The organism is Hominimerdicola alba, from assembly GCF_900112155.1.
In the GTDB taxonomy this organism is placed as follows: Bacteria; Bacillota; Clostridia; order Oscillospirales; family Ruminococcaceae; genus Hominimerdicola; species Hominimerdicola alba_D.
The window spans coordinates 40,563-65,560 of record NZ_FOKQ01000021.1; the positions used below are offsets into that span (position 1 = coordinate 40,563).

Below are 24,998 nucleotides of genomic sequence, written 5' to 3' on the forward strand. Positions count from 1 at the left end.
AGAGGAGCTGATAGCATGAAAAAAGCAATACTCATAACTATATTCGCTGTCCTGCTGACAGGGTGCGGCAACACAGGAACAGAAGAAAAAGAAATTGAAACCAAGGCAGTAAGCCAAGTGACAACGACTTCACCTGTTACAGCATCTTCCGATTCTGAAATAGAAACTGTTCTTACTGAAACTACTGATACGACTACAAAAGAAGTAAGCACAACAGTATCCGAAAGATCATCTGCAAAAAAGACATCTGCATCTAGTGTAAAGAACAATGGTACTTCAAATAAGCAAACGGATAAGACGGTGACATCGCAATCTCGTACTTCAAATCAGTCTTCATCAAATGGTAACCCTCAGAATGATGATTCAGGATCAAAGGACACGGAGAATAGAGCTGTAACTACTACAACTGTTCAAACCACTCCTGCGCCTAAAACAACAACTGCAACATTAACAACAACTATTGAAACGAAGCCGGTCACAGAGCAGATCACAGAAGTTATCCCCGAAGAACCTGCTATAGATGAACGTTCTGCAATCGAAAGATGGCTCAATATCTTCGGAGATCCCAATAACAAAAGCTATTATGTAAGCATCGGCCAAGGACTCCCAAACAATGGTTCTGACTACAGTAAAGCACAGGCTGTATATGATCATATGCAGAACCGTTTTGACGGTGAAAGGAACTGCATATATATGTCCAGTGTCACCTATGCGCTTTGTCAGGGTATAGGACTGGAATGCGGATACGCACTGATCAGTGACTGGTACAATCACTGTGCAAATGCAGTAAAAATAGATGGCACTTGGTATGTGCTGGATACTCAGGCTTCGGGATTTTTATGCGGAGACCTCGGATACACAAGTATTCTGGATGAATATGAAGAATCGCTTGGGATAACACTAAGCGAAGACGATCACGATTAGAAAGGAAAAACTATGATCAAAAATAAAATATTAAAGCGTATCGGCGCAGGGTTCTTGTCTGGACTCTGCGCTTTTTCTATGCTCGGGAGTTCGCTCTCCGATTCTTTCACAGCAAAAGCTGAAAGCATAAAAGAACCTGCTTTCCCGTCAGTTGACACGGTGGTTGCTCAGGCGGCTACTCTTCTTGGAACACGCTATGGCTACGGATTTAAAGGCTATTCGGGTGTATATTATAAAGGATCGTATTCACCTCTTTCAGAAGAGTGGATAAGACAACAGGGTATAGACTGCTCAGGTCTTATCTATTATACACTCACACATTTAGGTTATTCCACTTCGGGATTCTCGTGGAACAATCCTGTTCCTGTAGATACTATGCACTGGCTCACGCTTAATGATAACTGTACTGTAACATACGGTGGAGTCACATCAAAGATAGATGTCGAAAAGGAAAACATTGCAACAAGCAAACGTCCTTATTGGGAATGTGCAGACGGCTCAACGATAACTCCGGGTTCTGTGGTCATCGCCAAAAATAATTACGGCGAAGATCATTCGTGGATATATATGGGAGAGTTCGATAACAGAAATGAAGTCGTAAATTATCTTAAGAACATCGGTGTAAGGGAGTCTCTCATAAACAAAAATACCGTCGGTGATGGAAATGGCGATGGCGGCAGACACTGGAGGATCGAGGCAAGCGGAAGTGAAGGTGTTGTTATAAACAACAAGACTGACGGCAAATCTGCTTCCGCACTGAATATGTTCGGTTTCAGGATAACTCCGCGTGATGTTAGCTTTGAAATAGACAAGTATGCTACAGATGGCACTCTTGTAGGCAGATCATCAGTAGACGGAAGTTCTGCAGTTTATGGAATCTATTCGGATAAGTCCTGTAAGAATAAAATTGCAGAACTGACGATTGGTGCAAAGGGAAACGGTGCAGTAAAACTTCCAAACGGAACATACTATGCCAGGGAATTGAAAGCCCCTACCGGTTATGCACTGGATAATACCGTATATACTGTTAAACCCGGTAAAAATGTAGTTACTGAGGATTACAAATATGGCAATATCATAATAAACAAGACAGCTGAGGATGGCATCATCAGCGATCGTGAATTCAAGGTAACATGGAACGAAAACGGCAAGATCAAGAGCAAAACAGCTAGGACAGATGACAGCGGTATCGCTAAGTTTGCTAATCTCAAGATATATGATTTGGCTAACGGCAAGCCCATATCATATAATGTTTCCGAGATAAACGTAGACACAAGATATGAGATACCAAAGGCTCAGAACGTTACACTTACAAACGGCGATGCCGATTTTACAGTGGTAACTAAGTTTGTAAATGAAACAAAGAAAGGTAATATACGCATAAACAAGCAGTCCGAGGATTCTCAGAACGGCGGCAGGACGTTCGTAATAAAGGGTAATGGTCAGACCTATACCATAAAGACTGCTTCAAACGGTATCGCGGAACTGACAGATATCCCTGTTTATGATAAGAACAACAATAAGATCACCTATACTATAAGTGAGAAAGATGTTCCTGGCAGGTATGTTGTACCTGCTGATCAGACCGTTATGCTCAATGCTGATGAAACTACAACAAAGGTGTTTGAGAACAAGCTGAAAAAGTTCACTGCAGAGGTCACGAAGATCGACAGAGAGAATGAACAGCCTCAGGGTGATGCTACTCTTCAGGGTGCTGTTTACGGTATCTATAAGAATAATGAGCTGGTAGATCAGTATATTACAGATAACAATGGTCATTTCAAAACAAAGGAATATCCATGCGGAGCGTATACGATCAAGGAAATCAAGTCTTCAAAAGGCTACACTCTGGATAATACCGAATACGAGGTCGGTGCAGAGGAAAAGAACTACACTTCAGAGCATAATACAGTCGAAATGAAAGTATTCGAGTCCCCTATCAAAGGTGACTTTTCACTTCTCAAGCACAGCGACAAGGACGATAATGTAATAGAGAACCTTGAAGCAGGCGCTGAATTCGATGTTTACCTCAAGAGTGCAGGCAGTTATGATAATGCCAGCGATACCGAGCGTGACCATCTTGTTACAGACTTAAGCGGTCAGGCTAAGAGCAAAACACTGCCCTACGGAGTGTATATCCTTCATCAGACAAGAACTGTCAACGATGCGGAAATAGTCGCTGACATCGAAGTAAATATAAGAAAGAATAACCAGACCTACGAATATACCCTAAACAACAAACCATTTGAAAGCTATGTAAAGATCGTAAAGCGTGATTCAGAATCAGGCAGTAACATCGCTCTTGCAGGGGCAGGCTTTGAGATATACAACGGCTCAGATGAGAAGGTAGTGCTTGGCGGCACTTCCGTATATTACACAAATGATGAAGGCAGCCTCATCACTCCCGAAATGCTTGGATACGGCAGCTATAAGCTGGTAGAGGTCCAGGCGCCAGAGGGTTATGTTCTTGACAGCACTCCTGTTGAATTCAGCGTTAGCCGAGCCAACAGCTCCAAAGATAATGCGGTCACTGTTGTTATAGTAGATAAATCCGATACACCTCAGAAAGGCAGGATCAGCGTTCACAAGCAGGGCGATATATTCAGCGGAGTAACATCACTTGGCACTGCAATATCTGTAGAAGAGGATGGAACCGTACACGAGGAAGGATATACAACCTATAATCCATGTTTCGATGCAGGTTACCTTGAGGGTGCTGAGTTTGAGATAAGGGCAGCCGAGGATATAATAACTGCTGACGGTACAGTTCATGCTAAGGCAGGAGATCTTGTAGGCAGACTCACTACTGATGAGAACGGATTTGCCGTGTCTGAACTGCTCTATCTTGGAAAATACAATATAATCGAAACAAAGGCTCCTTACGGATATGTAAAAAATAATGAGATCAGAACAGCAGAGCTGACCTATGCAGGTCAGGATGTTGATGTATCCGACACTGCCGATATCTCCATTATTAATGATCATCAGGGAGTAAACATCCATCTTTCCAAATTCATAGAACATGACAGTGTATATAATGTCGGCGGAAATTCAGATGCTTTACAAGTTGAGTTCGGTCTGTTTGCAGACGAAGAGATCGTATCAAGAAACGGTGCGGCTATCCCCAAGGACGGCCTAATATCTGTTGCATCTGTAGGTGAGGATATGACAGCACATTTCAATGCTAAGCTGCCCTTTGGCAGATACTATGTACAGGAGATCTCAACTGATGAAAAGTATGTATTAAGCGGTGAAAAGCATATTGTGACCTTTGAATACGCAGGTCAGGACAACTATACAGTTGATATAGACGCAGGTGAATTTGTAAATTACCTCAAGAGAGGTTCTGTACAGGGTATAAAGATCAATGAGCATAACGAACCTCTTGCAGATGCATTGTTTGGTCTTTTCAGCACAGACAGCGTGATATTTGACAGAGATAATGCAATAGCAGCAGCGCGTTCAGATGAAAACGGTTATTTCAGCATCACAGGGATTCCATACGGATCATATATCCTTACGGAGATCGCACCTCCCGAAGGATATGTTTTGAGCAATGAAAGATATGGTGTTCTCATTGACGAGGACGGCGATGAAGTATTCATCACTGCTGTAAACAAAGAAACTGAGCTTCATGTATCCAAGAAGGATAATTACGGAAATGAACTTTCCGGTGCTGAAATGCAGATCCTTGACATCGAAGGAAAGGTTTTAGATGAATGGATATCCGACGGTACCGAGCATATCGTCAGCGGTATTCCTGCAGGTTGCTACGTTCTTCATGAATCAGCAGCTCCTGTCGGCTATGTTATAGCCACGGACATAGCCTTCACCATAGACGAGTATAACAGGGTCAGTGTTGAGGATATTTCTGCTTTGGCTAGTGATGAAAACGGTATCCATACCATTATCATGACAGATAACTCAACAAAGGTTGAGTTCACAAAGACAGATACCACAGGTGAAAGAGAACTCGAAGGAGCTAAACTTCAGGTCATTGACAAGGACGGGAACATCATTGATGAATGGATATCTTCAAATATATCTCATGTCATTGAGGGCATGCTGATCGCAGGAGAAGAGTATATCCTTCATGAAGAAATAAGTCCAGAGGGTTACGTGACCGCTGAAGACATTACTTTCACAGTATCCGAGGATGGAAAGATGGATAAGGTCACAATGAAAGACGATACCACAAAGGTACGCATCTCAAAGCGTGACATAACCACAGATGAAGAACTGCAAGGTGCGGCACTCGTTATAATCGATGATGAAGGAAATATTGTCGATGAATGGATATCCACCAATGAAACTCATTATATTGAGGGTAAACTTGTCGCAGGCAAGACCTATACTCTTCGTGAGATAACTGCGCCTGATGGCTATGAAGTGGCTAATGATGTTCAGTTCACAGTTAATGAAGTTGGTTCTGTGACGGAAGTAGTCATGTATGATAAAAAGAAGTCAAGTCCAAAGATCCCGTCAAGCCCTAATCCTCATACGGGAAGTGTATATGGAAATTCTCTGATCAACAAGTCGCTTGCTGCAATGGCTGTATGTGTTCTTATCATGGTGATCACAAAGAAAAAGAAGGAGGACGATGAATGAAAAAAGTGATTATAGTCTTAGCGGTCGTAATAGCGGTCGCTTTAATTATGGGCGGAACATGGTGGCTCATAAGTTCGGGTGCATACAGGAATATTGACTGGAGCGCGTTAGTGGTCTGATGAAAGGATGATCATATGAAAAGAAGAAAGATACTTGCATTTATTTGCACTGTGCTGACTGCAGCGTATTTGTTTGCAGTACCCGCAAGCGCAAGTGTATCCGATGCAGTAACATCGACATGGACAACAGCAAAAATACAGATACAGGCGGTGGTAGATAATGTTGTTTTTCCTGCTATCGACGTCATACTGGCAGTTTTGCTGTTTGTTAAGATCGGTGCAGCATATCTGGATTACCGTAAGCATGGACAGCTTGAATGGACTCCTATAGCAATAATCTTCGGAGGACTTCTGTTCTCATTGACTGCTCCGCTGTATATCTGGACAATAATATAAAAGCATAACATCGAATCATATTTTGGAGCATCGAAAATCGGTGCTCCTTTATTATTTTCAAAGGAGGAAATGAAAGTGAAGAAACATTTGTCAGCAGTCATAGCCGCTGCTTTGGTATTGTCTCTGTCTGCCTGCGGAACTCTTGCACCGCCGCAGAGAGCAGAAATGACTTCAACCACTACAACGACAGCAGAAACCACGACTGCTCCAGCAGAGATCAGTGAACCTGCAGTTAGTACAAAACCGGAAATATCCGAAAAGGAAAAGAAAGAACTTGAAAACAACGTATTTATGACCGAGTTTTTCAATTCACCTATAACATTTATCGATAAATCGGATATTGCAGATCAAGTACTGAAAAACTGCAGTTTTGAGCACATTGAGCAGATCGGCAATGGAATGGATAGGATATCACTGAGCAGTGAAAGCGGCAGCGGTATCATTGATGTTACTTGCATAGATATGACCACTAGTGATCTCGACTGTGACCTTGGAAATATGATAGATTCAGTCGGAGATTATTACTACGGTCTTACCCGGAGTTCAATGAAAGGAGTTAGCGATAATGACTTCAATACAAACTTTCGTATGACAAACACTGTGGTTTCCAAAGGAAAATACCAGCAGTACGGCTTAATGCAGAGATCTGACGGAATGGCAACACAATTCGGATACGCAGAAACCTATGCTACACTTGCCAATAACAAGCTGACGGTAGTATCTGGACAGTTTGTGTCAACAGATATGATGGACAGACAAGCGTTTACAAGACTGATGACATCATTCAGAGAGAAGATTCCATTCTAGGAGGACGTATGAAAGTAAAAGTTATAGGGATACCTCTGCCCGAAGAAGAAATAGAGGAGTACAAGAAATACGTGAGTAATAAACATCCTGAAGATAAAATTGCAATACTTGTTATTGAATCGGATGGTGAGTATGTGGATCTGACCTGCTATACAGAAGCTGTTCCGTTTGAGCGTATCCGAAGAATAACAGGATATCTTGTTGGCTCTCTCGATCGCTTTAATGACGCAAAAAGAGCTGAAGTAGCAGATAGGGTGTCACATGATACCGAGCAGTTTGTTCAAGAAATGTGAGGTGTTGCTATGCCATATATCCCATTTACAGACGAGCAAAAAGTGCTTGCTAATACAGTCGATCTTGAAAGATTTCTTGCTATGAGAGGTGAACATCTTGAAAGTGCAGGCAGGTCATCAAAGCTTATATATACAGACGGTTCCGGTAAACATGACAGCATCATGATAAACGGTTCAAAGTGGTATGATCACAAACGGCAGATCGGAGGCGGTGCAATAAAGTTCATGCAGGAGTTTTATGGTATGGATTTTGTACAGGCTGTTCAGGAATTGCTCGGTGTGACTGTATCGCCCATAGTACACAACAAAAATGAATACGTTCCGAAGAAAGAAAAAAAAGCATTTATTCTACCGCCGAAAAACAACACTATGCACCGAGTTTACGCCTATCTTATAAAACAGAGGTTTATACGAGCCGATGTTATCACTCACTTTGCAAAAGCAGGAACTCTCTATGAAGATGATAAACATCACAATGCCGTATTCGTAGGGATCGATGAAGCCGGTGTGCCAAGACAAGCTTCAAAACGAGGAACTTCCACTTACGGTGATCCGTTCAAGATGACCGTAGAGGGATCTGACACAAAATACAGCTTTGCTCACTATGGTACATCAGGCAGACTATACGTTTTTGAAGCCCCTATAGATATGCTGTCATATATCACGCTTCACCCGGAAGACTGGCAGAAACACAGCTATATCGCTATGAATGGTGTGTATGAAAGCGCTGTGCTTCATGCTCTGGGATCGCACGAAAACATTGAGCATATCGTACTGTGTACCGATAATGATGAGGGAGGTATCGATGGTGCAGAGCGCATTAGGGATATTTTGAATGAAAGCGGTTTCTTGAACATCACAAGGCTTTTTCCTGACTATAAAGACTGGAATGAAGACCTGAAAGCCAAAAACGGACAGCAAGCCCTGCCTGGTGAAAAATCATAGGCGAAAAGCTCTATACTATGGATATGTCAAACAGCTTAAATACCTCCGCTGCCGTCCGGATAAGCTCTCGGAACAATTGAGAACAGCTTTTAAAAACGGTCAAACCAAATACCTTGCCGAGTATGCACTTGCAGGCTCGGCTTTTTTTATGCGTGTCAAGGATGAACCGCAGGGGTTTCAGAACTTGCAGAAAAGGCTTATAAAATCATATCGCGCTTACAAAGATAAAGGCAAGTATGTTTCAAAAAAACGAGATATGACAAGCAAATATAATGAAGTCATGCGTGATCTGCGTAAAACTGCAAGGACAGAAGAACAGTCCATAGCTACGGCCAAAATGCTTTATGAACTTGCTGACTGTGCAGTGCGTACTGCAGTTGAAGAAGCCTGTGATAAACCTGCAGAGGAACAGACTGAAGCCGAGGAAGAAGATATAGAATTATCGCCGCAGGCAGGCTTTGGATGACGAGTCATATGTCCTGCGTCATCATTTCATAAGAAGAAGCTATAAATATAATTATTTATATAATAGCGAAAAGAAGAATGTTATAGGAGTGATAGATTGAATGAACATCAGATGATAACGATAGGGTTGATGACGGCTGCTTTTATCATATTTTATGTTGTAGTTAATGCTCTTGATAACAAGAACATCAACAGGATAAAAAGTAAAACAGTAGGTGACGGACAGCATGGAACAGCCAGATGGGCGACCAAGCCTGAGATCAGACGGACTTTTTCTTCTTCGCAATTCTCTCCCGAAGACTGGAGGCAAGGCAAGAACCTGCCATCTGTACAGGGAACGGTCGTTGCTTGCAGGGGTGGAAAGCATACGACTGCACTTGTAGATACAGGAGATGTTCACACCCTGATGATAGGCGCGGCAGGTGTAGGTAAAACTGCGTATTTTCTCTATCCGAATATTGAGTTTGCCTGCGCATCAGGTATGAGTTTTTTATCGACCGATACAAAAGGCGATGTTGCCCGAAGCTACGGCAGGATAGCCCGTGACTGTTACGGTTACAATGTGTCTGTTATCGACCTGAGAAATCCGACCAGAAGTGATGAAAACAATATCCTGCACCTTGTAAACAAATATATGGACATCTACTTGAACGACCGCACCAACTTGTCAGCAAAGGCAAAAGCAGAAAAATATGCTAAGATAACAGCCAAGACTATAATCAACATTGGCGGCGGTGACAGTGCAAACTACGGACAGAATGCTTTCTTCTACGATGCCGCCGAAGGACTGCTGGGTTCGGTAATACTTCTGCTTGCTGAATTCGGAGAAAAGAATGAACGGCATATAGTATCCGTGTTCAAGCTTATACAGGATCTTATCGCCAAACCGCCTGCCAAAACAGCAAAGGACAAGCCTAAGATGTATTTCACAACACTTATGGAAAAACTGCCCTCAGAACACAAAGCCAAGTGGCTTGCGGGAGCAGCGCTGAACAGTGCAGATCAGTCCATGATGTCTGTTATGAGTACGGCTTTATCGAGGCTCAACAGCTTTCTCGATTCGGAAATGGAGCAGATACTCTGTTTCGGAACAGCTATAGATGCAGAGGTCTTCTGCCGTGAAAGATCGGCAATATTCATCATACTTCCGGAGGAAGATCAAAGCAAGTATTTCATGGTGTCATTGCTTATACAGCAGCTTTATCGTGAGATACTCACCATTGCCGATGAAAACGGTGGTACACTTACGGACCGAGTCATGTTTTACTGTGATGAATTCGGAACATTTCCGAAAATAGAAGGCGCAGAAGCAATGTTCTCTGCAGGACGATCAAGAAAGATCTCTATCGTAGCGATCATACAGTCATTTGCACAGCTTGAACAGAAATATGGAAAAGAGGGTATGGAGATCATAACCGACAACACCCAGCTGACAGTGTTCGGCGGATTTGCACCAAACTCTCAGTCTGCGGAAGTGCTGTCCAAGGCTCTGGGTGAACAGACTGTTCAAAGCGGATCTGTATCTCTTGGCAAAGAGCAATCGCAGTCAATACAAATGATGGGCAGACCGCTTATGACGGTCGATGAGCTGAAAAGTATGCCCAAGGGACAGTTCATCGTAATGAAAACGGGTACACACCCGATGATAAGCAAACTTAAACTATATTTCAAGTGGGGCATCAGGTTTGGAGAGCCGTTCCTGCTCGATGACAGAGGAGCCAGACGTGTGGACTATGCCGAAAGGGACAGACTTATATCTGCAGTAGAGCAAAAATATCCGCAGAAAACACCGATTCGGTCAGAACCTGCAGAAAATGGATTTATACCAATGGATACTGATTTCGCATCAAAGACTAAAGCAAATGTAAGGACTGAATAAGGGGGGATCCATAATTTGATAGTAGCAAGAAGGATTTATGATACAGACCTTCCGCACCGAGCTATAACTGTATTTTGTTATCTGTGTGACAGGTCTAATAAAAAAGGCGAATGTTTCCCATCATCACGAACCATAGCCAAAGATCTGAATATTAGCCGCAGGACTGTGTTTCGGGCTCTTAACGACCTTGAAAAAGAAGGATTTATAAAGAGAAAAGGCAGGCACAGGACAAGCGGCGGCAGATCCTCAAATCTGTATGTGCTGGAGGTGAAGCCTGATGTTTGATTGGATAGGTGATGTGATAGATTGGATCGGTGAAGGGATATCTTCACTTTGGGACAGCACGGTAGGAGCGGCAGCTGATGCTATAACGGTGACTGTATGGGATATGATGTTCAAGTGGCTGTTTGAAACGATATACGGAGCTATAGCCGGTCTTTTCAAGTTTATAAACAGCACAACTAACGACATATTTACTCTTTCATGGGTAAAAACCTTTATCGCATTATTTAATGCAATGGGCTGGATGCTCTTTATCTGCGGATTTATAGTAGCAGTATTTGATTGTGCTGTATCCTATGAGAACGGCTCTGCCAACATTAGGAATACGGCTATAAACATCTTTAAAGGTTTTATGGCAGCGTCACTTGTCACAGTGGTACCGCCGAAATTATATGCCACATGCACAAGCTTACAGGGTTCTTTTGCTCTGGACCTTATGGGAAGTTTTGTCAGTGACACTATCTCTACCATTAGTGAAACAGCACAAGCAGTAGTAATAGAAATAGCTATGGAGGTTTCTCTTCTGAATCTGCTGTTCATAATACTGTTCGGTTACTGCACGGTTAAGGTAGTTTTGGCAAATATCAAGCGTGGTGGTATCCTGCTTTGTCAGATTGCAGTGGGAAGTCTGTATATGTTCGGAGTGCCCAGAGGATATACCGATGGATTCTATAATTGGTGCAGGCAGGTCATTGCTACCTGTCTTACTGCATTTTTACAGACCACGATTTTATATATTGGTCTGTTGACCTATACAGAACATGCTCTTATTGCTGTCGGACTGTGCTTATCTGCAAATGAAGTACCGAGGATAGCTCAGATGTATGGAATGGATACAAGCGTAAAAGTCAATGTTACAAACGTAAGTCAGAGCGTCAATATGGGCGGTAAAGTCCTTGGGCTTATGAGAGGCACAAGATAAAATAATTTATATCAGCCGGCAGAAATGTTGGCTGTTTTCAGTAAGGAGTGGTAGTATAAAAACGTATATCTATCCCGAAAACCTCAGAGCCAACGTAAAGCTATGGTTCTGGAATGTTCGGGATTTTATCATCATAAGCGGCGGAGTAATAGTATCGGTCATGGTATTTGCAAACTTCTGGAATATCCTGCCTGCAGCCGCAACTCTGTGCTATGCTTTTCTAAGCCTTCGGGCTGACGAAACATCGGTCATGGATTATATCATGAATGCCTTTCGGTTTTTCTGTGTTTCACAGCAGGAGTTCCGCTGGCAGAAAAGGAGTGAGAACTGATTGTCAAAAAAGAGAAAAAACGGTGTTCAGGCCCTTATTGGGCTTGAACGTTTTACTCGATACGGAGTAAAAACTGATAAAGCTGAGATAGTTATGTTTGCAGTTGAACCGACTAATATCTCTGTGCTTTCTGCGACAAATATAGATACTAAGATCCGCAGTCTGATGCTTGTTCTTTCGGTCATACCTGACCTTGAACTGATCGCCTCAGACAGTGCCGAACGTTTTGACGATAATAAGTTATATATAAAGAAACGTCTGCAGAGCGAACACAATGAAGCAGTCCGCAGACTGCTTAAAGCTGATTACGATTTTCTTGACGAGATACAGCTTGAAATGTCTTCGGCAAGGCAGTTCATGTTTGCAGTAAGATTCCGCCGTGAAAAAACCGAACAGGTGTTCAATATTCTCAACAGAGTTGACAAAACACTTTTAGAGCATGGATTTTCAGCCAGACGAATGACAAAGGCAGAAACAAAGAGAATGCTTGCTCTTTACTTCGGAACATCGATAACAGGCGATGAGATACCGGATACAGAGGGCGAAAATGAGTTTGAATTGGAGGCAATAGATGATTTTTAAGTTGAAAAAGAAAAAAGATCTGACCGAAGAACAAAAAGCGGTAATTGAAACCAAGGATTTCTTTGACAGAACTGTTCCCGGAGTGATCAAGTTTTACCCTGAATATTATATCTGCGGCAATTTCTACAAGTCATGCTGGGCAATAACCGAGTATCCGCCCACGACTGAAGAAGGAGCAATACTTGCTCATCTTGCTGATAGAAACGGTGTAACGCTTCGTATATATGACCGGCTTGTGGACAGTATGGAACAGCGCAAGATAGTTCAGCAGGCGATGAGAAAGAACCATATGATGACAACGGTCAATGATGTGAACGAGTCAATAAAAGCTCAGAACAATATAAACGATGTTGTTGATCTGATCTCCGAACTGCGCCGCAACAAAGAACCTCTGCTGCATTGCGCTGTTTTTATCGAACTTAGGGCGGGAAGCCTTGATAAGCTGAAAGAGCTTCAGGCAGATATACAGATGGAACTGACCAGGTCGAAGATATCTGTTGACCGTCTCATACTCCGCCAGAAGGAAGGATTTCTTTCTGTTATGCCTTCGGGATCCAACTGCTTCGGCACTCAGTATGAAAGAGTCCTGCCTGCAAGTTCTGTCGCAAACCTCTATCCGCTGAATTATTCGGGCAAGACTGATGAACACGGCTTTTACCTAGGCAGGGACAAGTACGGCAGCAACGTACTTGTGGACTTCGACCGCAGGACAGAGGACAAGACTAATTCCAATGCCCTTATTCTCGGTAACAGCGGGCAGGGCAAATCATATCTGATGAAGCTTTTGCTGTGCAATATCCGTGAGTCCGGCAAATGTATTTTATGTCTCGATCCGGAACATGAGTATGAGGATCTGTGCTGCAATCTCGGCGGCACCTATATCGACATGATGAGCGGTGAGTATATGATAAATCCGCTTGAACCTAAAGCATGGACTGACGGCGACCGTACAGGCGATGAAGCTGTTCCCGAAACATTCAGAAAGGTGTCCAGGCTGAGCCAGCACATAAGCTATCTAAAAGACTTTTTCAGAGCATACAAAGATTTTACCGATGCAGAGATAGATACGATCGAGATCATGCTGTTAAAACTGTATGCCAGATACGGTATAGATGATACTACAAAGTTTAACACTCTATCCGGTAAAGATTATCCTATAATGGAAGATCTCTATGACCTTGCAGAAAAGGAGTTCATGGCATTCGATCATGAAAAGAAACATCTCTATACTGAAGAAATACTCCAGAACATTTGCCTTGGGCTTCATTCGATGTGCAAAGGGGCTGAATCCAAATACTTCAACGGTCACACCAATGTCAAGAACGGTGAGTTTGTCTGCTTTGGTGTAAAGGGTCTTATGGATACTAACAAGCGGCTGAAGGACACCATGCTGTTCAACATCCTAAGCTACATGAATGATCAGCTTTTAGGTATGGGAAACACGGTCGCTGCAGTAGATGAGCTGTATCTGTTCTTGTCTAATCTCACTGCGATAGAGTATATACGCAACGGTATGAAGCGTGTGCGAAAGAAAGAGTCAGCTTTCATTCTGGCTTCGCAGAACATCGAAGACTTTCTTCTGCCTGAGATCAAGGAATTTACAAAACCTCTATTTTCTATCCCTACTCACCATTTTCTGTTCAATCCGGGTAATATTTCAGCGGCATCATTTATAGACACCTTGCAGCTTGAAAATTCTGAGTACGAGCTGTTCAAGTTTCCCGAAAGAGGTACTTGTTTCTATCGATGCGGAAATGAGAGGTACTTGCTTCAGGTCATAGCACCTGCTTATAAAGCAGCGTTGTTTGGCTCGGCTGGCGGACGTTAAGTTTATATAAATGCTTGATTTCAGCATAGAAATATGCTATAATCATCTAAGAAAGCGAGGCGAGAAACATGAACTATACGCTTATGCATAAGAATATCCGTGTCGCGGATATTGAGATAGATGAGGATACAGGCGTTATTATCGGTATCGGAGATATTTATGCTAAGGAACATCTGCCGTTAGGCGTTGTACACCCATTGCGTCACAAGGAGATTATAGATAAAGCTGCTCTCAACAAATGGTGGACGGGGCGTTCTATACCTGCAAGCAGAATGGGTATAAATGATGCGCTTGAAACTCTCGGCATATATAATACAGAGCTCCTGCTCACAAAATGCCTTGGACTAAGCTTATCCGATCATTATTGGGTAAGACCGGCGGACAGCGACATGACCTGGGAAAGCGTAAACTTTTTTGATAATGAGTTTTCAGATGATATAGGCGATGTTCTGTTCGGAACGGCAGGAAAAAGTATAGGATTCAACTACTCCTCGCCCGATAATACCTCAGACGGTAATCTGCAGAAACGCTGGAAGATAATCGACGGCAAGAGGTGTCTTCTGAAATCGGGCTCTGCTCCATTCAGACAGCAGCCTATAAATGAGGTCATAGCATCAATTATCCTTGACAGACTTTGCATCGACCACATACCCTACACTCTGACATGGATAGATGATAAGCCTTACAGTGTCTGTGAGAATTTTGTTTCCAAGGATACCGAGCTTGTCAGCGCTGCAAGGCTGATGCAGATACGCCCGAAATCAAATGATGAGAACGGATATCTGCACTTTGTAAATGTATGCAGTGAGCTCGGATTTGACATTGTACCGATGCTGGACCGGATGATAGTATTTGACTACATCATAGCCAACGAAGACAGACATTTCGGAAACTTTGGTCTGCTTCGTGACGCTGATACTCTTGAATTAAAAGGTGCGGCGCCGATGTTCGATAACGGCACTTCACTTTGGTATGATAAATTGACATCGCAGATACCCTCGGCAGATATCACCTGCAAGCCATTTAAGAAAACTCATGGTGAACAGCTAAAACTGATATCCGATATTTCATGGCTTGATCTTTCAAAACTGGACGGTATAGATGATGAGATATCCGAGATATTTAGTGATGATAAAATCAGGAAATTTATTGATCATGAGAGAGCGAATATGATAGTAACGCAGATAAGAAAGCGTATAGACAGGCTTTTGGAGATAGTTATGACACATAAAAATTCGCAGGATATATCTTTTGATGGTGATGTTGATGAAGATGAAGCGAAGAGCTATGGGCTGACAATAGAATAAGAATTTGCTAGGGAGCTGCTTTGATGCAGCTCTTTTTTTTCTGTTCGCAATAGACGCTGAATTTTAGTATTACTATACTTTCAGTTCTCAAATAAGAATATATAGAGAATGGATTTGAGTACCGTTACACTCATAGATTTGATAAGGAGAAACATGATATGAAGAATAGCGTTGACATGCTTGTAGGTAAAATAAATAGAGAGTATGAGACCATGAGAAAAAAATGGTGGGATATGACCGCAGATGAACTCATATATAATGCCGAACGAATTGCGGCAGCCAAGTTTATCAAGGAGAATATAGTTTCATGCATATCGGATGATGAAGCGAAATATCTGCTTAGATTCAAAGAGCCTTTGGCAGCGGTCATTGAAACTATTCTTTATCGCTACGAGCCACAAAACATTGCCGAGCGTGAATGGTTCAGCGACCATTTGTATGATCTGCTCGACAAACGTGAACTTGACTGTGATTTCGAGGCTGAGGCAACAAACGGAATGACAATGCTGTGAAGGAGGATTGATAATTTGATCAAATACGGAATATGGAGAACACGTTACACCGAAAATGTGACAGGAATATATGCAGATTGGGTGCGTCAGGACGGCGCACCCGTTTTGTTTTGTTCGGAGTATGCTGCCTATGTGTTCAAGCATAGTGAAGAAATGAAATGTTCGGATAACAGCACAGAATATGAAGTTCGTAAGATAGAGGTACAGTGATGAGTGCAAAGGCAATTAAGATACTTGTATCGGTTTTATCTGATGAAAAGCTTAGAAAAAAGATCATCATTCTTGTTCTCAGTATAGCATTCGGTTTTTTCTATCTGCTGTGTTTGCCTGTTATAATCTTTTCTAATCTTGGTACTATAGATTTTCAAGCAACTGCTATTGACCATTCGCTTTTTACCGATGAAGAATTTATGGCTTCGCTTGACAGTGAACAAGCTGAAAAGCTGAACAACATGATGCGGTCGGGTGAAGCTATAGAATCTGCGATGGCTGAACATGGTGTACCTGAACAAACAATAAAAGCAGAACTAATATACGTATCATTCTTTGATGGTGTACAGAACTTTGATGCTGACGCATACGCATGTCTTTTTGAAGCAGCAGATGACAGTGATCTTATAAATAGCATCAACAGCCATTACGGACTTGAGATAAACTTTGAAGACTATCTGCACACATATACTTTTGTGATGAACAATACAATTAATCCGTATATGTTCAGAGATACCGCAACTAAAAATTCAGAAGACTTAGCAGCTTGGGCTTATAATGCTTATGAATCAGGCTGGGGATACAAGGCAGGTTTTATAGGTGAGAAAAGCGTCGATGACAGATTGAGATACAGTGATAACGCAGGGCTAATGATCGGATATCTCAACTACGATGCAGACAGCAAAAACTATGGAAATTCATATGGAACGCTTACCTATACCGAACAAGGTGATATATCTACAATGCCTGACGTCCCCGGAATTGGTCTTTTCGATGGAACAAAGCATGGGATCTATATTGGAAATGGAGAGGTGATCTATTGTGATGAAGGCATAGGCTATGTTACCAGACAGAATATATCAGACGGTGTATGGTCAAGCTGGTGTACCTATGAGGGAATCCGCTATCCGCAGATCGTACAGGATACCATAGACGAATTGAGTGCATCTGCAGAAAGCAGTAAGGGCAGCAGTGAGATTGAGAATGAAGAAAGTGAGGTATAGATGTTAGCACATTTTTTTGTAGACAAAATGATGAAAGTCGCAATGGCGGCAGCGATAGCAAGTAATACATCATCAGGAATGCCAAAACAGCAGAAGGTCAAAGACCTGAATGCATCGGCAGTATCTGTAAGCTGTATAAAAGCTGATTGGGATGCTGAGGATGGAAAAGACTATGAACTGACGGTAGCACCGACAGATGAGGACACAGGATATGTTGAGAATATATGTATCCGGTTCGAGGGTAACAGTAAGTCATATATAACAGGCTTGCGTGAAGGTTCTGAATATGAGATCACGATCAAAGAACTTGATGAAAGAGGTGAACCAATAGATAACACGGCTTCCAAAAAACTCTGTTCAACAGAATCGGTTGAAGTTATCTGGAATTTTGAACATGAGGACGGCTGGACAAACTGTTTTGCATATGAACATGCAGGCGGACTGACACTGGATCCATCGTGGAGTGCCATACAAGGCTGTATCCCTGACCCGATAACAGGCACAGGGATAATGCGTGATGAGTATGGTGATTACTGCTGTGCCATGGGAACTGAATACGGTTACTGCGGCGACAGATTTCTCGTCACCTTAAACAACGGTGTTCAGTTCACCACAAAGATATGCGACAGTAAAGGTGACCTTGCATATCACCCATTCGGTGACGGAGGTAAGTGCGTGATAGAATTTATACACGCAGACGGTTGTCTTCCAAGTTGTGTTCAGTTCACCGGGAACTATGGTTCATACTATTGGGATGGACTTATCTTTGATAACATCCGCAGCATACAGAAGATAAACTACGGTGAGAAAGTTGAGTATTAACGGAGGTTCAAATGAAGAAATCGATAAGTGTTCAGATAAGTGAGGAAAAGCTGTCTGCTATTGAGATGTACCTTGAGCAGAAGAACACAACGCTGACTGCAGAACTTGACAGATACGCAGAACAGCTTTACGGCAAGATAGTTCCGCAGAATGTCAGGGAGTACATTGAGAAAATGTCAGCACAGCAGAAACCTAGGACAAGGAGATCAGCCCAAGCAGCGGATAAGTCTGAGCCGTAACTCGCCGTGTGTTGCGCGAGAATGCCCTGTGCGGGGTTTAATATGTCTGGGTCGGGAAATGATACCCCTAGAAGTTGCGAGCCGTCTGTGGGCATTTGTCGCAGAGTTTGGAAAATGTGAGGTCAGCTTAGGTAGCGGAAATCTAGGGTAGTTCGTGTTGTGCAGGTTAAATTGCGGCTCCATTTGCCGCAAAAATCACAGCGGACGGCAAAGCCGACCGCAAGTTTGCGAGGGCTTTGGGCATTTTAGAAAAGGATCCATTTTGAAAGGTGGCGAGATTAGACGGTGCCTGATTCAAAGAATAAGAACCGAGACAACGATAGTGCGAGAGATTTCGATGGTACCATTGCGAATAAAACTCGCTTCGGAGTATATTTTTTTTCGGAGACATTAAAAACAGTTGACTGCTTATACAAAAGCGACAGCTGCTCAAACAGATCGGAATTCGTTGAAAAAGCAGTTCGCTTCTACTGTGGTTATCTGCTGCAGAACAAGCCCGAACTCATCGAATACCTTGCGCCACAAATCGGTACGATAACTGACGGAATAATAAAAGGTTCGGAACAAAGATTGTCGAGAGCGCTTTTCAAATTGGCTGTTGAAGTCGGTGTGCAGACTCATGTACTTGCAGCGATAAATGATATTGATAACAGTACACTGTTCAAGCTGCGCAGTATGGTCAGTGATGAAGTCAGACGGACAAATGGCATAATCAATTTTGAAAATGCGCTGAGATATCAGCGGAATGAAGAATAGATACAGCCGCATTCTTCTGAAGAGTGCGGCTGATACATAAAATATTTGACTAGGAAAAAAGATTATGATATAATTTATATAATCTTTTGAAAGGACGTGATACCATGACACTTGAATACAAAGTCAGTGCTGACCGGGCACTGGAGATGCTTAAGGGAGGCAATAAAAAATATCTTGCAGCAAAAACAAGTCTTGGCGATATCTCCCCTGAAAAACGCAGAGAGACCTGCAAGAATGGTCAGCAGCCATACGCTGTCATTGTCACCTGTTCTGATTCAAGGGTGCTTCCTGAAAGCATTTTCAGCGCAGGCATCGGTGATTTATTCGTTATACGTGTTGCCGGCAATGTCATGGATGATCATCAGCTAGGTTCTATTGAATATGCCGCAGAGCATCTAGGAATACGTCTGATCGTAGTTCTAGGTCACGATCATTGCGGCGCAGTTGATGCGGCGATTAATCACGATCCGGACGGATATATAAAGTTTATAACTGATGAGATCAAAATAGCAATAGGTGATGAGCAGGATGACTATAAAGCTTGCTGTCTGAATGTAAAACACAGTGTTGATGTTATCGAAAGCAGCTTTGAGATACATCGTGAAGAAGAACATGGACTGAAAGTCATCGGAGCACTGTACAGGCTGGATGACGGAAAAGTGGAATTTAATATATGATTATTGACAGAGCCGAATTTTATCGGCTCTTTTTTATTATAAGGAGGAACAATGCCAACATCTCAAATAATCGTGACCAGCCGATACATCAAAAGCGGTACAAATAAAACCAGATCCAGGCGTTCCAATTACACAAAGTATATTGCTACAAGAGAATCAGTAGAAAAACGACCGCAGAACATAAATCAGGCAACTCAAAATCAGAAACAGCTTATAAATGAACTTCTGACCGAGTTTCCGAAAGCAAAACAGTTTCTTGAATACGAAGATTATTCTTCAAAGCCAACAGCTGAGAATGCTTCCGAACTGATAAACACTATCGTAGAACGGTACGCTGATGTGATCGGCAACCGCAGAAACTTTGTAGATTATGTTGCAAAGCGTCCCGGTGCGGAAAAGCGTGGTGAACATGGTTTATTCAATGATAAAGATGACTCTATTGACCTGAATGCAGTTGCCAATGAAGTTGCAAACCATCCGGGCAATGTATGGACTCATGTTGTATCACTTCGCAGAGAAGATGCAGTTCGTCTTGGTTATACAAATTCGGATATGTGGCGAGAACTTGTCAAAAGACATATTGCAGATATTGCGCAAGCACAAAACATTCCTCTTGCAGATTTAAAATGGTATGCCGCATTTCATGATACGACTCATCATCCGCATATCCATATGATCGTTTATTCCAAGAATCCAAAGAAGGGTTATCTTACCAAACAGGGTATTGAAAAAATCCGTTCCGTATTTGCAAATGATATTTTTCAGGATGAGTTGAAAAGCATCTATCAGCAGCAGACTTTGACTCGAGATGAATTGAAAACACTATCGGATAATCAGTTACATGAAATTCTTTCGAAAATCGGCAGAGGTGATTTCAACGATGATCTTATCTTGGCAGTCAAAAAACTTCATGAACAATTGAAAACAGCAAAAGGCAAAAAAGTCTACGGTTATCTTCCAAAAGAGATAAAGCATACCGTTGATGAGATATTTTCTATGCTGGCTCAGAACGAACATATTGCTAAACTCTATGAAAAATGGTGTGAACTGGAGAATCTTAAAAACAAGACTTATACGCTTAAGTCAAAGTCATTTCCGTCTCTGACAGAAAACAAGGAATTCAGGTCTGTGAAAAACATGATCATTCGTTCAGTTTTGAAAATGGATGAGCAGATAATAGATGAACACGAGCCTAACATTTCGGAACCGACAAAGGTCGATTATTGTATTGCAGAAGATGAAAACAAAAAAGCCATGCGGTGCATGGCTGAGGAATACATTACGGGTGAACAAATAGAGCAGGATATTGACAAAGGAATCGAAATCCTGACTGAACTTGCGGATAATGGTGATTCATTATCCGCTTACAAGTTAGGAAAGATTTATTTCTCAGGTGAGATGGTATTCAGAGATTATGATATTGCAGAAAGATATCTTCGGCAAGCATCAGATGATGAAAACGAATTTGCAATGTATACGCTTGCCAAGCTATACCTGACTGAAGAAAGATATGATTTAGCTAAAGCGGTCGATGTGCTTAACATGGCGTGTAAGAAATCCGCAATAAAACCTTATGCTGCATATACTTATGCAAAAATACTGCTTGATAAGAATGAATATCATGATACACAGAGGGCAGTGCAGCTCCTTGAAGAAACATCAAACGAGAACAACTGGTGCTCGTATCTTCTTGGCAAGGTGTATTTATACGGAAATGATGACACAGAACCAGATGGTGCAAGAGCTGCCGAATTGCTTAAACAGTCGGCTGAAGATGGTAATAAGTACGCTGAGAATCTTCTGACTCATATCGATGATTATGATCAAGCACTTCTGATGAATACTGTCGTGAATTTGTTTGCAAGTTTAAGCCGTATTTTAGAAGAAGACTATGACAGGAATCATCGGAAACTCCAATCGAAAGCAGACAATAAACTTCGCAGAATCATACAAAAGAAGAAAGAAGAACTCGGTATAAAGTCGGATGGAGTAGGTATCCATTATGATCAATGAGGAACGATCCAAAATGTGGGTCGCTCCTCTTTTTGTGAATTGTAATAATTTTTTTAAAATATAAAGAAGTATTCAGTTTTGTATTTCTAACCCAAAACAATAAGTCGTTTTATGAAGTGGCAGTGGTAGTTTATTACTCTTATGAACAAGTGATGGTGATTGCTGCTAAAGATGCTTATACTTTTGATAATGAATGACATCCACCATGGAAAAATAATCAGATTTTGGCTCCAAGTAATATCCACCGCACAATGTCAAGAATACTCAAAAACTGCGGTATTAATGGAAAGAAAGACATTGTTCACGCATTGCGTCATACATTCGCTACGCTACTTCTCAGACAATGAACTGATATTAAAGTCGTATCTGAGAGTAAGCGTATAACCCTCCGCACCTACCCCACCGAAGTCTAATGAAGTATAATAAACTCCAAGGAACACCATGAAGTAGATTGGACAATCCAAATTGGTCCATGGAGTTAATTAGAGTATATTAGACAGATAGGAGTTGGTAAAATATATGCAGTCAAATACGACAAGCATCACAACAATAAAGCAGGAAGTACGTTTGCAAGAATGGACTGCACAGATCGAAGCGCAACAGGCAAGCGGTCTGACGATCCGGGAATGGTGCAAAGAAAACGGGATCAAGCCCAACACGTATTACAACCGCTTAAGAAAAGTTCGGGAGCAGTATATGGAGAAGCCTCCGGCCATCGTTCCTGTATCAATCCCTTGCTCAAACGAAAATATCCGCATCGAGAAAAACGGACTTCAAATATCTCTTCCGGCAGATATATCTGCGGATACTCTGACCGCTTTGGTGCATGAGCTATGCTGAATGATCTGGCAGCGGACGCGCAGGTCTATCTTGTTACGGGATACACCGACCTTCGACGCGGGATAGACGGTCTTGCGACTATCGTTCAGGCTCAGCTTCGACTTGACCCGTTCTCGAAAGCGTTGTTTTTGTTCTGCGGAAGACGCTGTGACCGCATCAAAGGTCTGCTGTGGGAAGGCTTATCCGCAGGTTTTTGTTATCCGAATATTTATTAGAGATAAGGCGTGTTCCTGCTGTTTAAGATAAATTTCGAAAAAAATATGTGCGGATAACAATATTTGGGTGTATCATTATCTCAGGAGGTATGTCTCGGACGAAAAAGGGATATCCATGAAACGATTCCTTTTGAGAATTGCACTTTTGACTTCCTCCTTGACTACCGGAACTGGTTGCTCGACTACAAGAAACATACCAGAAGCACAGTCAACAACAGGCTTGCGGCAATAAAGTCATATGTTCGGTACGCTTCATCACGCGATGTTTCTCTCCAGTAGGTATATTTGAGCATTACCGATGTTCCATTTTTGCGCGTGGAAAAGAAGATGCGACCCATAATCGAGGAACGTTCAACGCTCAAAGCTTTTTTAGATGCTCCGCCCAATACAAGGACGGGATGCAGGGACACGATGATGCTTTCCGCTCTGTTTGACACGATGATACGCGCGGACGAACAGCAAAGCTGATTTCAAAGAAATATACATGGACGCAAAGAGAAATGGAGAAATCAAAGCCAGAATATGATGTTACAGCCGGGTGTTATCTGCCCGGCTGTTTGCTTTTATGATGCGGGAGGGATACGCTTACTCACATCACTGCAGATTCATTAACATTTGAACTTATCAAAAATATATGAAAACGCACCCACGGGTTATTGCGGGTGCGAAAATGTTTTCGATATAGTGTCGGGGATATACTCATTCATACAGGTAAACTATCACATAATTTTCATCAATATTATTGTCCGAAATACATTCGAGAACTTTATCGCTTATCTCGCCCAGATACTCATCCCAGTTTTCGATCTCAGAACGCCTGTTATAATCCACAGAAAGCCCGACAATTACAATTTCATGGTCAGGTTCATCAAGTAACCAATTCTTTGAATCATCTATTCCCACACCAACACCTAGCTTAAAACCATTTTCTTCAATGCAGTCATCTATCAGACTCTTGATCGCTTCGGCATCTGTTATAAATTCAGCAGAAGAACTTTCATCATAAACAACAGAGATCTCTTCAATTTCAGATGAGCTGTTTTCGGATACAACTGAATTCTCATCACTTTCGGACGAGCTGTTATCTGCATCAGTCATCGGTTCAACAGAAGATGTATCACTATCGGCAGAAACGGAAGACTTTTCATTATTATATGAACTATCATAGGACTTCACCGATGAACAGCCACAGATAGACAACGCCGCAAAGATACCGAGTACCAGTGGTATAAGTATTTTAGCATTCACAGCATACACCCCCCTGATATTATCTGGTATAATTATAGCCGTTTATTGCAAAAACGTCAAGAGGGATACACCACAAATTTCACACAGCCGAGTTGGCAAGAGTGTACAAAAAACGGACTGCTGCACCTTTTCGCGACAGTCCGCAAATATCACTGTTCAAGCTTTTTAAGGAAAGCCTTTGTCCTCACGTTTGAGGGTTTGTCGATAACATCCGCAGGCTTGCACTGCTCAACGATAACACCGCCATCCATGAACACCACATGGTCTGAAATGCTCCTTGCAAAGGCTATCTCGTGGGTGACTATCACCATAGTCATCTTCTCCTCTGCCAGTTTTTTCAGAACTTTCAGTATCTCCGCCGTAAGCTCGGGGTCAAGCGCCGATCTTAACAGCGTGGATTTTCCCGAACCTGAAGGACCCAGTATCGACACCACCTGTCCCTCGTTAACGTCCATGCTGATATCTTTCAGCACCTCAAGGTCATCGAAGCTTTTGCGGAGGTTCTTTATCTCAAGTAATTTCACAGCACAGACCTCCTCAAAATATCTTGTAAAAATCTCGTAAATACTCGCGAAATCTCAGTATTTCATAACGTTATGTTCAAGAAATGAACCACGTTATGGATGATCCAAAGCATTGAATGCCGGATTTAACGTTATCGTTCATTCGATTACGATAATGCACGTTTCCTGTTTGTCGGAAAGCTTATCGCATCACAGGAAAGTGACGTGTGATATTATATCTGTTATGCCGATCATATTCGGTCCGAACAGCAAAGCTGATTTCAAAGAAATATACATGGACGCAAAGAGAAATGGAGAAATCAAAGCCAGA

29 protein-coding genes are annotated in these 24,998 nt (G+C 42.2%); 27 read left to right on the forward strand and 2 right to left on the reverse strand.

Annotated features, from left to right (window positions below):
- Nucleotides 1-15 precede the first annotated feature (15 nt).
- The 27 genes from BM265_RS12070 (at nucleotide 16) to BM265_RS19770 (ending at nucleotide 23,384) form a co-directional block, all read left to right on the forward strand.
- The gene (locus BM265_RS12070) at nucleotides 16-924 is read left to right on the forward strand and encodes a transglutaminase-like domain-containing protein (RefSeq protein ID WP_074962070.1); all 909 of its coding nucleotides are present in this window, start codon (nucleotides 16-18) and stop codon (nucleotides 922-924) included.
- Nucleotides 925-936: 12 nt separating this feature from the next.
- Complete coding sequence (locus BM265_RS12075; RefSeq protein ID WP_074962071.1) at nucleotides 937-5,532, forward strand: SpaA isopeptide-forming pilin-related protein; 4,596 nt, start codon at nucleotides 937-939, stop codon at nucleotides 5,530-5,532.
- A complete protein-coding gene (locus tag BM265_RS20700) occupies nucleotides 5,529-5,651 on the forward strand; it encodes a DUF945 domain-containing protein (protein ID WP_143098720.1) in 123 nt (40 codons plus the stop codon). Before BM265_RS12075 ends, BM265_RS20700 begins: the two co-directional genes overlap by 4 nt.
- A 15-nt stretch (nucleotides 5,652-5,666) precedes the next feature.
- Nucleotides 5,667-5,987 (forward strand): DUF3852 domain-containing protein, encoded by a 321-nt coding sequence (locus BM265_RS12080; protein WP_074962072.1) that lies wholly within the window; start codon nucleotides 5,667-5,669, stop codon nucleotides 5,985-5,987.
- Nucleotides 5,988-6,062: 75 nt separating this feature from the next.
- A complete protein-coding gene (locus tag BM265_RS12085) occupies nucleotides 6,063-6,794 on the forward strand; it encodes a hypothetical protein (protein WP_074962073.1) in 732 nt (243 codons plus the stop codon).
- Nucleotides 6,795-6,802: 8 nt separating this feature from the next.
- The gene (nrdD, locus tag BM265_RS12090; RefSeq protein WP_074962074.1) at nucleotides 6,803-7,087 is read left to right on the forward strand and encodes an anaerobic ribonucleoside-triphosphate reductase; all 285 of its coding nucleotides are present in this window, start codon (nucleotides 6,803-6,805) and stop codon (nucleotides 7,085-7,087) included.
- A gap of 9 nt (nucleotides 7,088-7,096) precedes the next feature.
- Nucleotides 7,097-8,032: a DUF3991 and toprim domain-containing protein gene (locus tag BM265_RS12095; RefSeq protein ID WP_074962075.1), complete on the forward strand. Its 936-nt coding sequence runs from the start codon at nucleotides 7,097-7,099 to the stop codon at nucleotides 8,030-8,032.
- Nucleotides 8,033-8,288: 256 nt separating this feature from the next.
- Nucleotides 8,289-8,498 carry a hypothetical protein gene (locus BM265_RS20705; protein ID WP_242940840.1) on the forward strand — a complete coding sequence of 70 codons (210 nt, stop codon included), beginning with the start codon at nucleotides 8,289-8,291 and terminating at the stop codon, nucleotides 8,496-8,498.
- Between the two features lie 129 nt (nucleotides 8,499-8,627).
- Nucleotides 8,628-10,376: a type IV secretory system conjugative DNA transfer family protein gene (locus tag BM265_RS12105; RefSeq protein WP_242940844.1), complete on the forward strand. Its 1,749-nt coding sequence runs from the start codon at nucleotides 8,628-8,630 to the stop codon at nucleotides 10,374-10,376.
- 15 nt (nucleotides 10,377-10,391) lie between these two features.
- On the forward strand, nucleotides 10,392-10,661 hold the full coding sequence (locus tag BM265_RS12110) for a helix-turn-helix domain-containing protein (RefSeq protein WP_013498086.1): 270 nt from the start codon (nucleotides 10,392-10,394) through the stop codon (nucleotides 10,659-10,661).
- Entirely contained in the window at nucleotides 10,654-11,580 is a 927-nt protein-coding gene (locus BM265_RS12115; RefSeq protein ID WP_081358452.1) for a conjugal transfer protein TrbL family protein, read from the forward strand. The genes BM265_RS12110 and BM265_RS12115 overlap by 8 nt, the downstream gene beginning before the upstream one ends.
- Nucleotides 11,581-11,740: 160 nt before the next feature.
- Nucleotides 11,741-11,911 (forward strand): hypothetical protein, encoded by a 171-nt coding sequence (locus tag BM265_RS20710; protein WP_242940841.1) that lies wholly within the window; start codon nucleotides 11,741-11,743, stop codon nucleotides 11,909-11,911.
- Nucleotides 11,912-12,493, forward strand: a complete 582-nt coding sequence (locus BM265_RS12125) for a hypothetical protein (protein ID WP_074962078.1) — start codon at nucleotides 11,912-11,914, stop codon at nucleotides 12,491-12,493.
- The gene (locus BM265_RS12130) at nucleotides 12,483-14,321 is read left to right on the forward strand and encodes a VirB4 family type IV secretion system protein (RefSeq protein WP_074962079.1); all 1,839 of its coding nucleotides are present in this window, start codon (nucleotides 12,483-12,485) and stop codon (nucleotides 14,319-14,321) included. The genes BM265_RS12125 and BM265_RS12130 overlap by 11 nt, the downstream gene beginning before the upstream one ends.
- Before the next feature lie 68 nt (nucleotides 14,322-14,389).
- On the forward strand, nucleotides 14,390-15,628 hold the full coding sequence (locus tag BM265_RS12135; RefSeq protein ID WP_074962080.1) for a HipA domain-containing protein: 1,239 nt from the start codon (nucleotides 14,390-14,392) through the stop codon (nucleotides 15,626-15,628).
- Nucleotides 15,629-15,786: 158 nt separating this feature from the next.
- A complete protein-coding gene (locus BM265_RS12140; RefSeq protein ID WP_074962081.1) occupies nucleotides 15,787-16,140 on the forward strand; it encodes a hypothetical protein in 354 nt (117 codons plus the stop codon).
- Nucleotides 16,141-16,155: 15 nt separating this feature from the next.
- On the forward strand, nucleotides 16,156-16,350 hold the full coding sequence (locus tag BM265_RS12145) for a hypothetical protein (RefSeq protein WP_074962082.1): 195 nt from the start codon (nucleotides 16,156-16,158) through the stop codon (nucleotides 16,348-16,350).
- On the forward strand, nucleotides 16,350-17,354 hold the full coding sequence (locus BM265_RS12150) for a hypothetical protein (RefSeq protein ID WP_074962083.1): 1,005 nt from the start codon (nucleotides 16,350-16,352) through the stop codon (nucleotides 17,352-17,354). The genes BM265_RS12145 and BM265_RS12150 overlap by 1 nt, the downstream gene beginning before the upstream one ends.
- Nucleotides 17,355-18,176, forward strand: coding sequence for a fibronectin type III domain-containing protein (locus BM265_RS20715; RefSeq protein WP_242940842.1), 822 nt, complete (start codon nucleotides 17,355-17,357; stop codon nucleotides 18,174-18,176). It abuts the gene before it with no gap.
- A gap of 11 nt (nucleotides 18,177-18,187) precedes the next feature.
- Nucleotides 18,188-18,415, forward strand: a complete 228-nt coding sequence (locus BM265_RS12160; protein ID WP_074962084.1) for a DUF6103 family protein — start codon at nucleotides 18,188-18,190, stop codon at nucleotides 18,413-18,415.
- 285 nt (nucleotides 18,416-18,700) lie between these two features.
- Entirely contained in the window at nucleotides 18,701-19,171 is a 471-nt protein-coding gene (locus tag BM265_RS12165) for a hypothetical protein (protein ID WP_081358453.1), read from the forward strand.
- Between the two features lie 104 nt (nucleotides 19,172-19,275).
- Nucleotides 19,276-19,848 (forward strand): carbonic anhydrase, encoded by a 573-nt coding sequence (locus BM265_RS12170; protein ID WP_074962085.1) that lies wholly within the window; start codon nucleotides 19,276-19,278, stop codon nucleotides 19,846-19,848.
- Between the two features lie 51 nt (nucleotides 19,849-19,899).
- Nucleotides 19,900-21,861, forward strand: coding sequence for a MobP3 family relaxase (gene mobP3 / locus BM265_RS12175; RefSeq protein ID WP_074962086.1), 1,962 nt, complete (start codon nucleotides 19,900-19,902; stop codon nucleotides 21,859-21,861).
- 519 nt (nucleotides 21,862-22,380) lie between these two features.
- Nucleotides 22,381-22,701, forward strand: coding sequence for an IS66 family insertion sequence element accessory protein TnpA (gene tnpA / locus BM265_RS12180; protein ID WP_074962087.1), 321 nt, complete (start codon nucleotides 22,381-22,383; stop codon nucleotides 22,699-22,701).
- Complete coding sequence (gene tnpB, locus BM265_RS12185; RefSeq protein ID WP_074962088.1) at nucleotides 22,695-22,916, forward strand: IS66 family insertion sequence element accessory protein TnpB; 222 nt, start codon at nucleotides 22,695-22,697, stop codon at nucleotides 22,914-22,916. Before tnpA ends, tnpB begins: the two co-directional genes overlap by 7 nt.
- Before the next feature lie 63 nt (nucleotides 22,917-22,979).
- Nucleotides 22,980-23,195: a phage integrase SAM-like domain-containing protein gene (locus BM265_RS21075; RefSeq protein ID WP_177219590.1), complete on the forward strand. Its 216-nt coding sequence runs from the start codon at nucleotides 22,980-22,982 to the stop codon at nucleotides 23,193-23,195.
- 36 nt (nucleotides 23,196-23,231) lie between these two features.
- The gene (locus BM265_RS19770; RefSeq protein WP_207646982.1) at nucleotides 23,232-23,384 is read left to right on the forward strand and encodes a hypothetical protein; all 153 of its coding nucleotides are present in this window, start codon (nucleotides 23,232-23,234) and stop codon (nucleotides 23,382-23,384) included.
- A gap of 231 nt (nucleotides 23,385-23,615) precedes the next feature.
- Here the strand turns inward: BM265_RS19770 and BM265_RS12190 are convergent, their stop codons facing one another.
- Nucleotides 23,616-24,164, reverse strand: coding sequence for a hypothetical protein (locus BM265_RS12190; protein WP_074962089.1), 549 nt, complete (start codon nucleotides 24,162-24,164; stop codon nucleotides 23,616-23,618).
- 149 nt (nucleotides 24,165-24,313) lie between these two features.
- Nucleotides 24,314-24,688 carry an ATP-binding cassette domain-containing protein gene (locus tag BM265_RS12195; RefSeq protein ID WP_074962090.1) on the reverse strand — a complete coding sequence of 125 codons (375 nt, stop codon included), beginning with the start codon at nucleotides 24,686-24,688 and terminating at the stop codon, nucleotides 24,314-24,316.
- Nucleotides 24,689-24,998 lie beyond the last annotated feature (310 nt).

Excerpts from the sequence above, each read along its gene's own strand:
- BM265_RS12070 (WP_074962070.1), top strand. The coding sequence starts at position 16 with ATGAAAAAAGCAATACTCATAACTATATTCGCTGTCCTGCTGACAGGG.
- BM265_RS12075 (WP_074962071.1), top strand. The coding sequence starts at position 937 with ATGATCAAAAATAAAATATTAAAGCGTATCGGCGCAGGGTTCTTGTCT.
- BM265_RS20700 (WP_143098720.1), top strand. The coding sequence starts at position 5,529 with ATGAAAAAAGTGATTATAGTCTTAGCGGTCGTAATAGCGGTCGCTTTA.
- BM265_RS12080 (WP_074962072.1), top strand. The coding sequence starts at position 5,667 with ATGAAAAGAAGAAAGATACTTGCATTTATTTGCACTGTGCTGACTGCA.
- nrdD (WP_074962074.1), top strand. The coding sequence starts at position 6,803 with ATGAAAGTAAAAGTTATAGGGATACCTCTGCCCGAAGAAGAAATAGAG.
- BM265_RS12095 (WP_074962075.1), top strand. The coding sequence starts at position 7,097 with ATGCCATATATCCCATTTACAGACGAGCAAAAAGTGCTTGCTAATACA.
- BM265_RS20705 (WP_242940840.1), top strand. The coding sequence starts at position 8,289 with ATGACAAGCAAATATAATGAAGTCATGCGTGATCTGCGTAAAACTGCA.
- BM265_RS12105 (WP_242940844.1), top strand. The coding sequence starts at position 8,628 with ATGACGGCTGCTTTTATCATATTTTATGTTGTAGTTAATGCTCTTGAT.
- BM265_RS12115 (WP_081358452.1), top strand. The coding sequence starts at position 10,654 with ATGTTTGATTGGATAGGTGATGTGATAGATTGGATCGGTGAAGGGATA.
- BM265_RS20710 (WP_242940841.1), top strand. The coding sequence starts at position 11,741 with ATGGTATTTGCAAACTTCTGGAATATCCTGCCTGCAGCCGCAACTCTG.
- BM265_RS12130 (WP_074962079.1), top strand. The coding sequence starts at position 12,483 with ATGATTTTTAAGTTGAAAAAGAAAAAAGATCTGACCGAAGAACAAAAA.
- BM265_RS12135 (WP_074962080.1), top strand. The coding sequence starts at position 14,390 with ATGAACTATACGCTTATGCATAAGAATATCCGTGTCGCGGATATTGAG.
- BM265_RS12140 (WP_074962081.1), top strand. The coding sequence starts at position 15,787 with ATGAAGAATAGCGTTGACATGCTTGTAGGTAAAATAAATAGAGAGTAT.
- BM265_RS12150 (WP_074962083.1), top strand. The coding sequence starts at position 16,350 with ATGAGTGCAAAGGCAATTAAGATACTTGTATCGGTTTTATCTGATGAA.
- BM265_RS20715 (WP_242940842.1), top strand. The coding sequence starts at position 17,355 with ATGTTAGCACATTTTTTTGTAGACAAAATGATGAAAGTCGCAATGGCG.
- BM265_RS12160 (WP_074962084.1), top strand. The coding sequence starts at position 18,188 with ATGAAGAAATCGATAAGTGTTCAGATAAGTGAGGAAAAGCTGTCTGCT.
- BM265_RS12170 (WP_074962085.1), top strand. The coding sequence starts at position 19,276 with ATGACACTTGAATACAAAGTCAGTGCTGACCGGGCACTGGAGATGCTT.
- mobP3 (WP_074962086.1), top strand. The coding sequence starts at position 19,900 with ATGCCAACATCTCAAATAATCGTGACCAGCCGATACATCAAAAGCGGT.
- tnpA (WP_074962087.1), top strand. The coding sequence starts at position 22,381 with ATGCAGTCAAATACGACAAGCATCACAACAATAAAGCAGGAAGTACGT.
- tnpB (WP_074962088.1), top strand. The coding sequence starts at position 22,695 with ATGCTGAATGATCTGGCAGCGGACGCGCAGGTCTATCTTGTTACGGGA.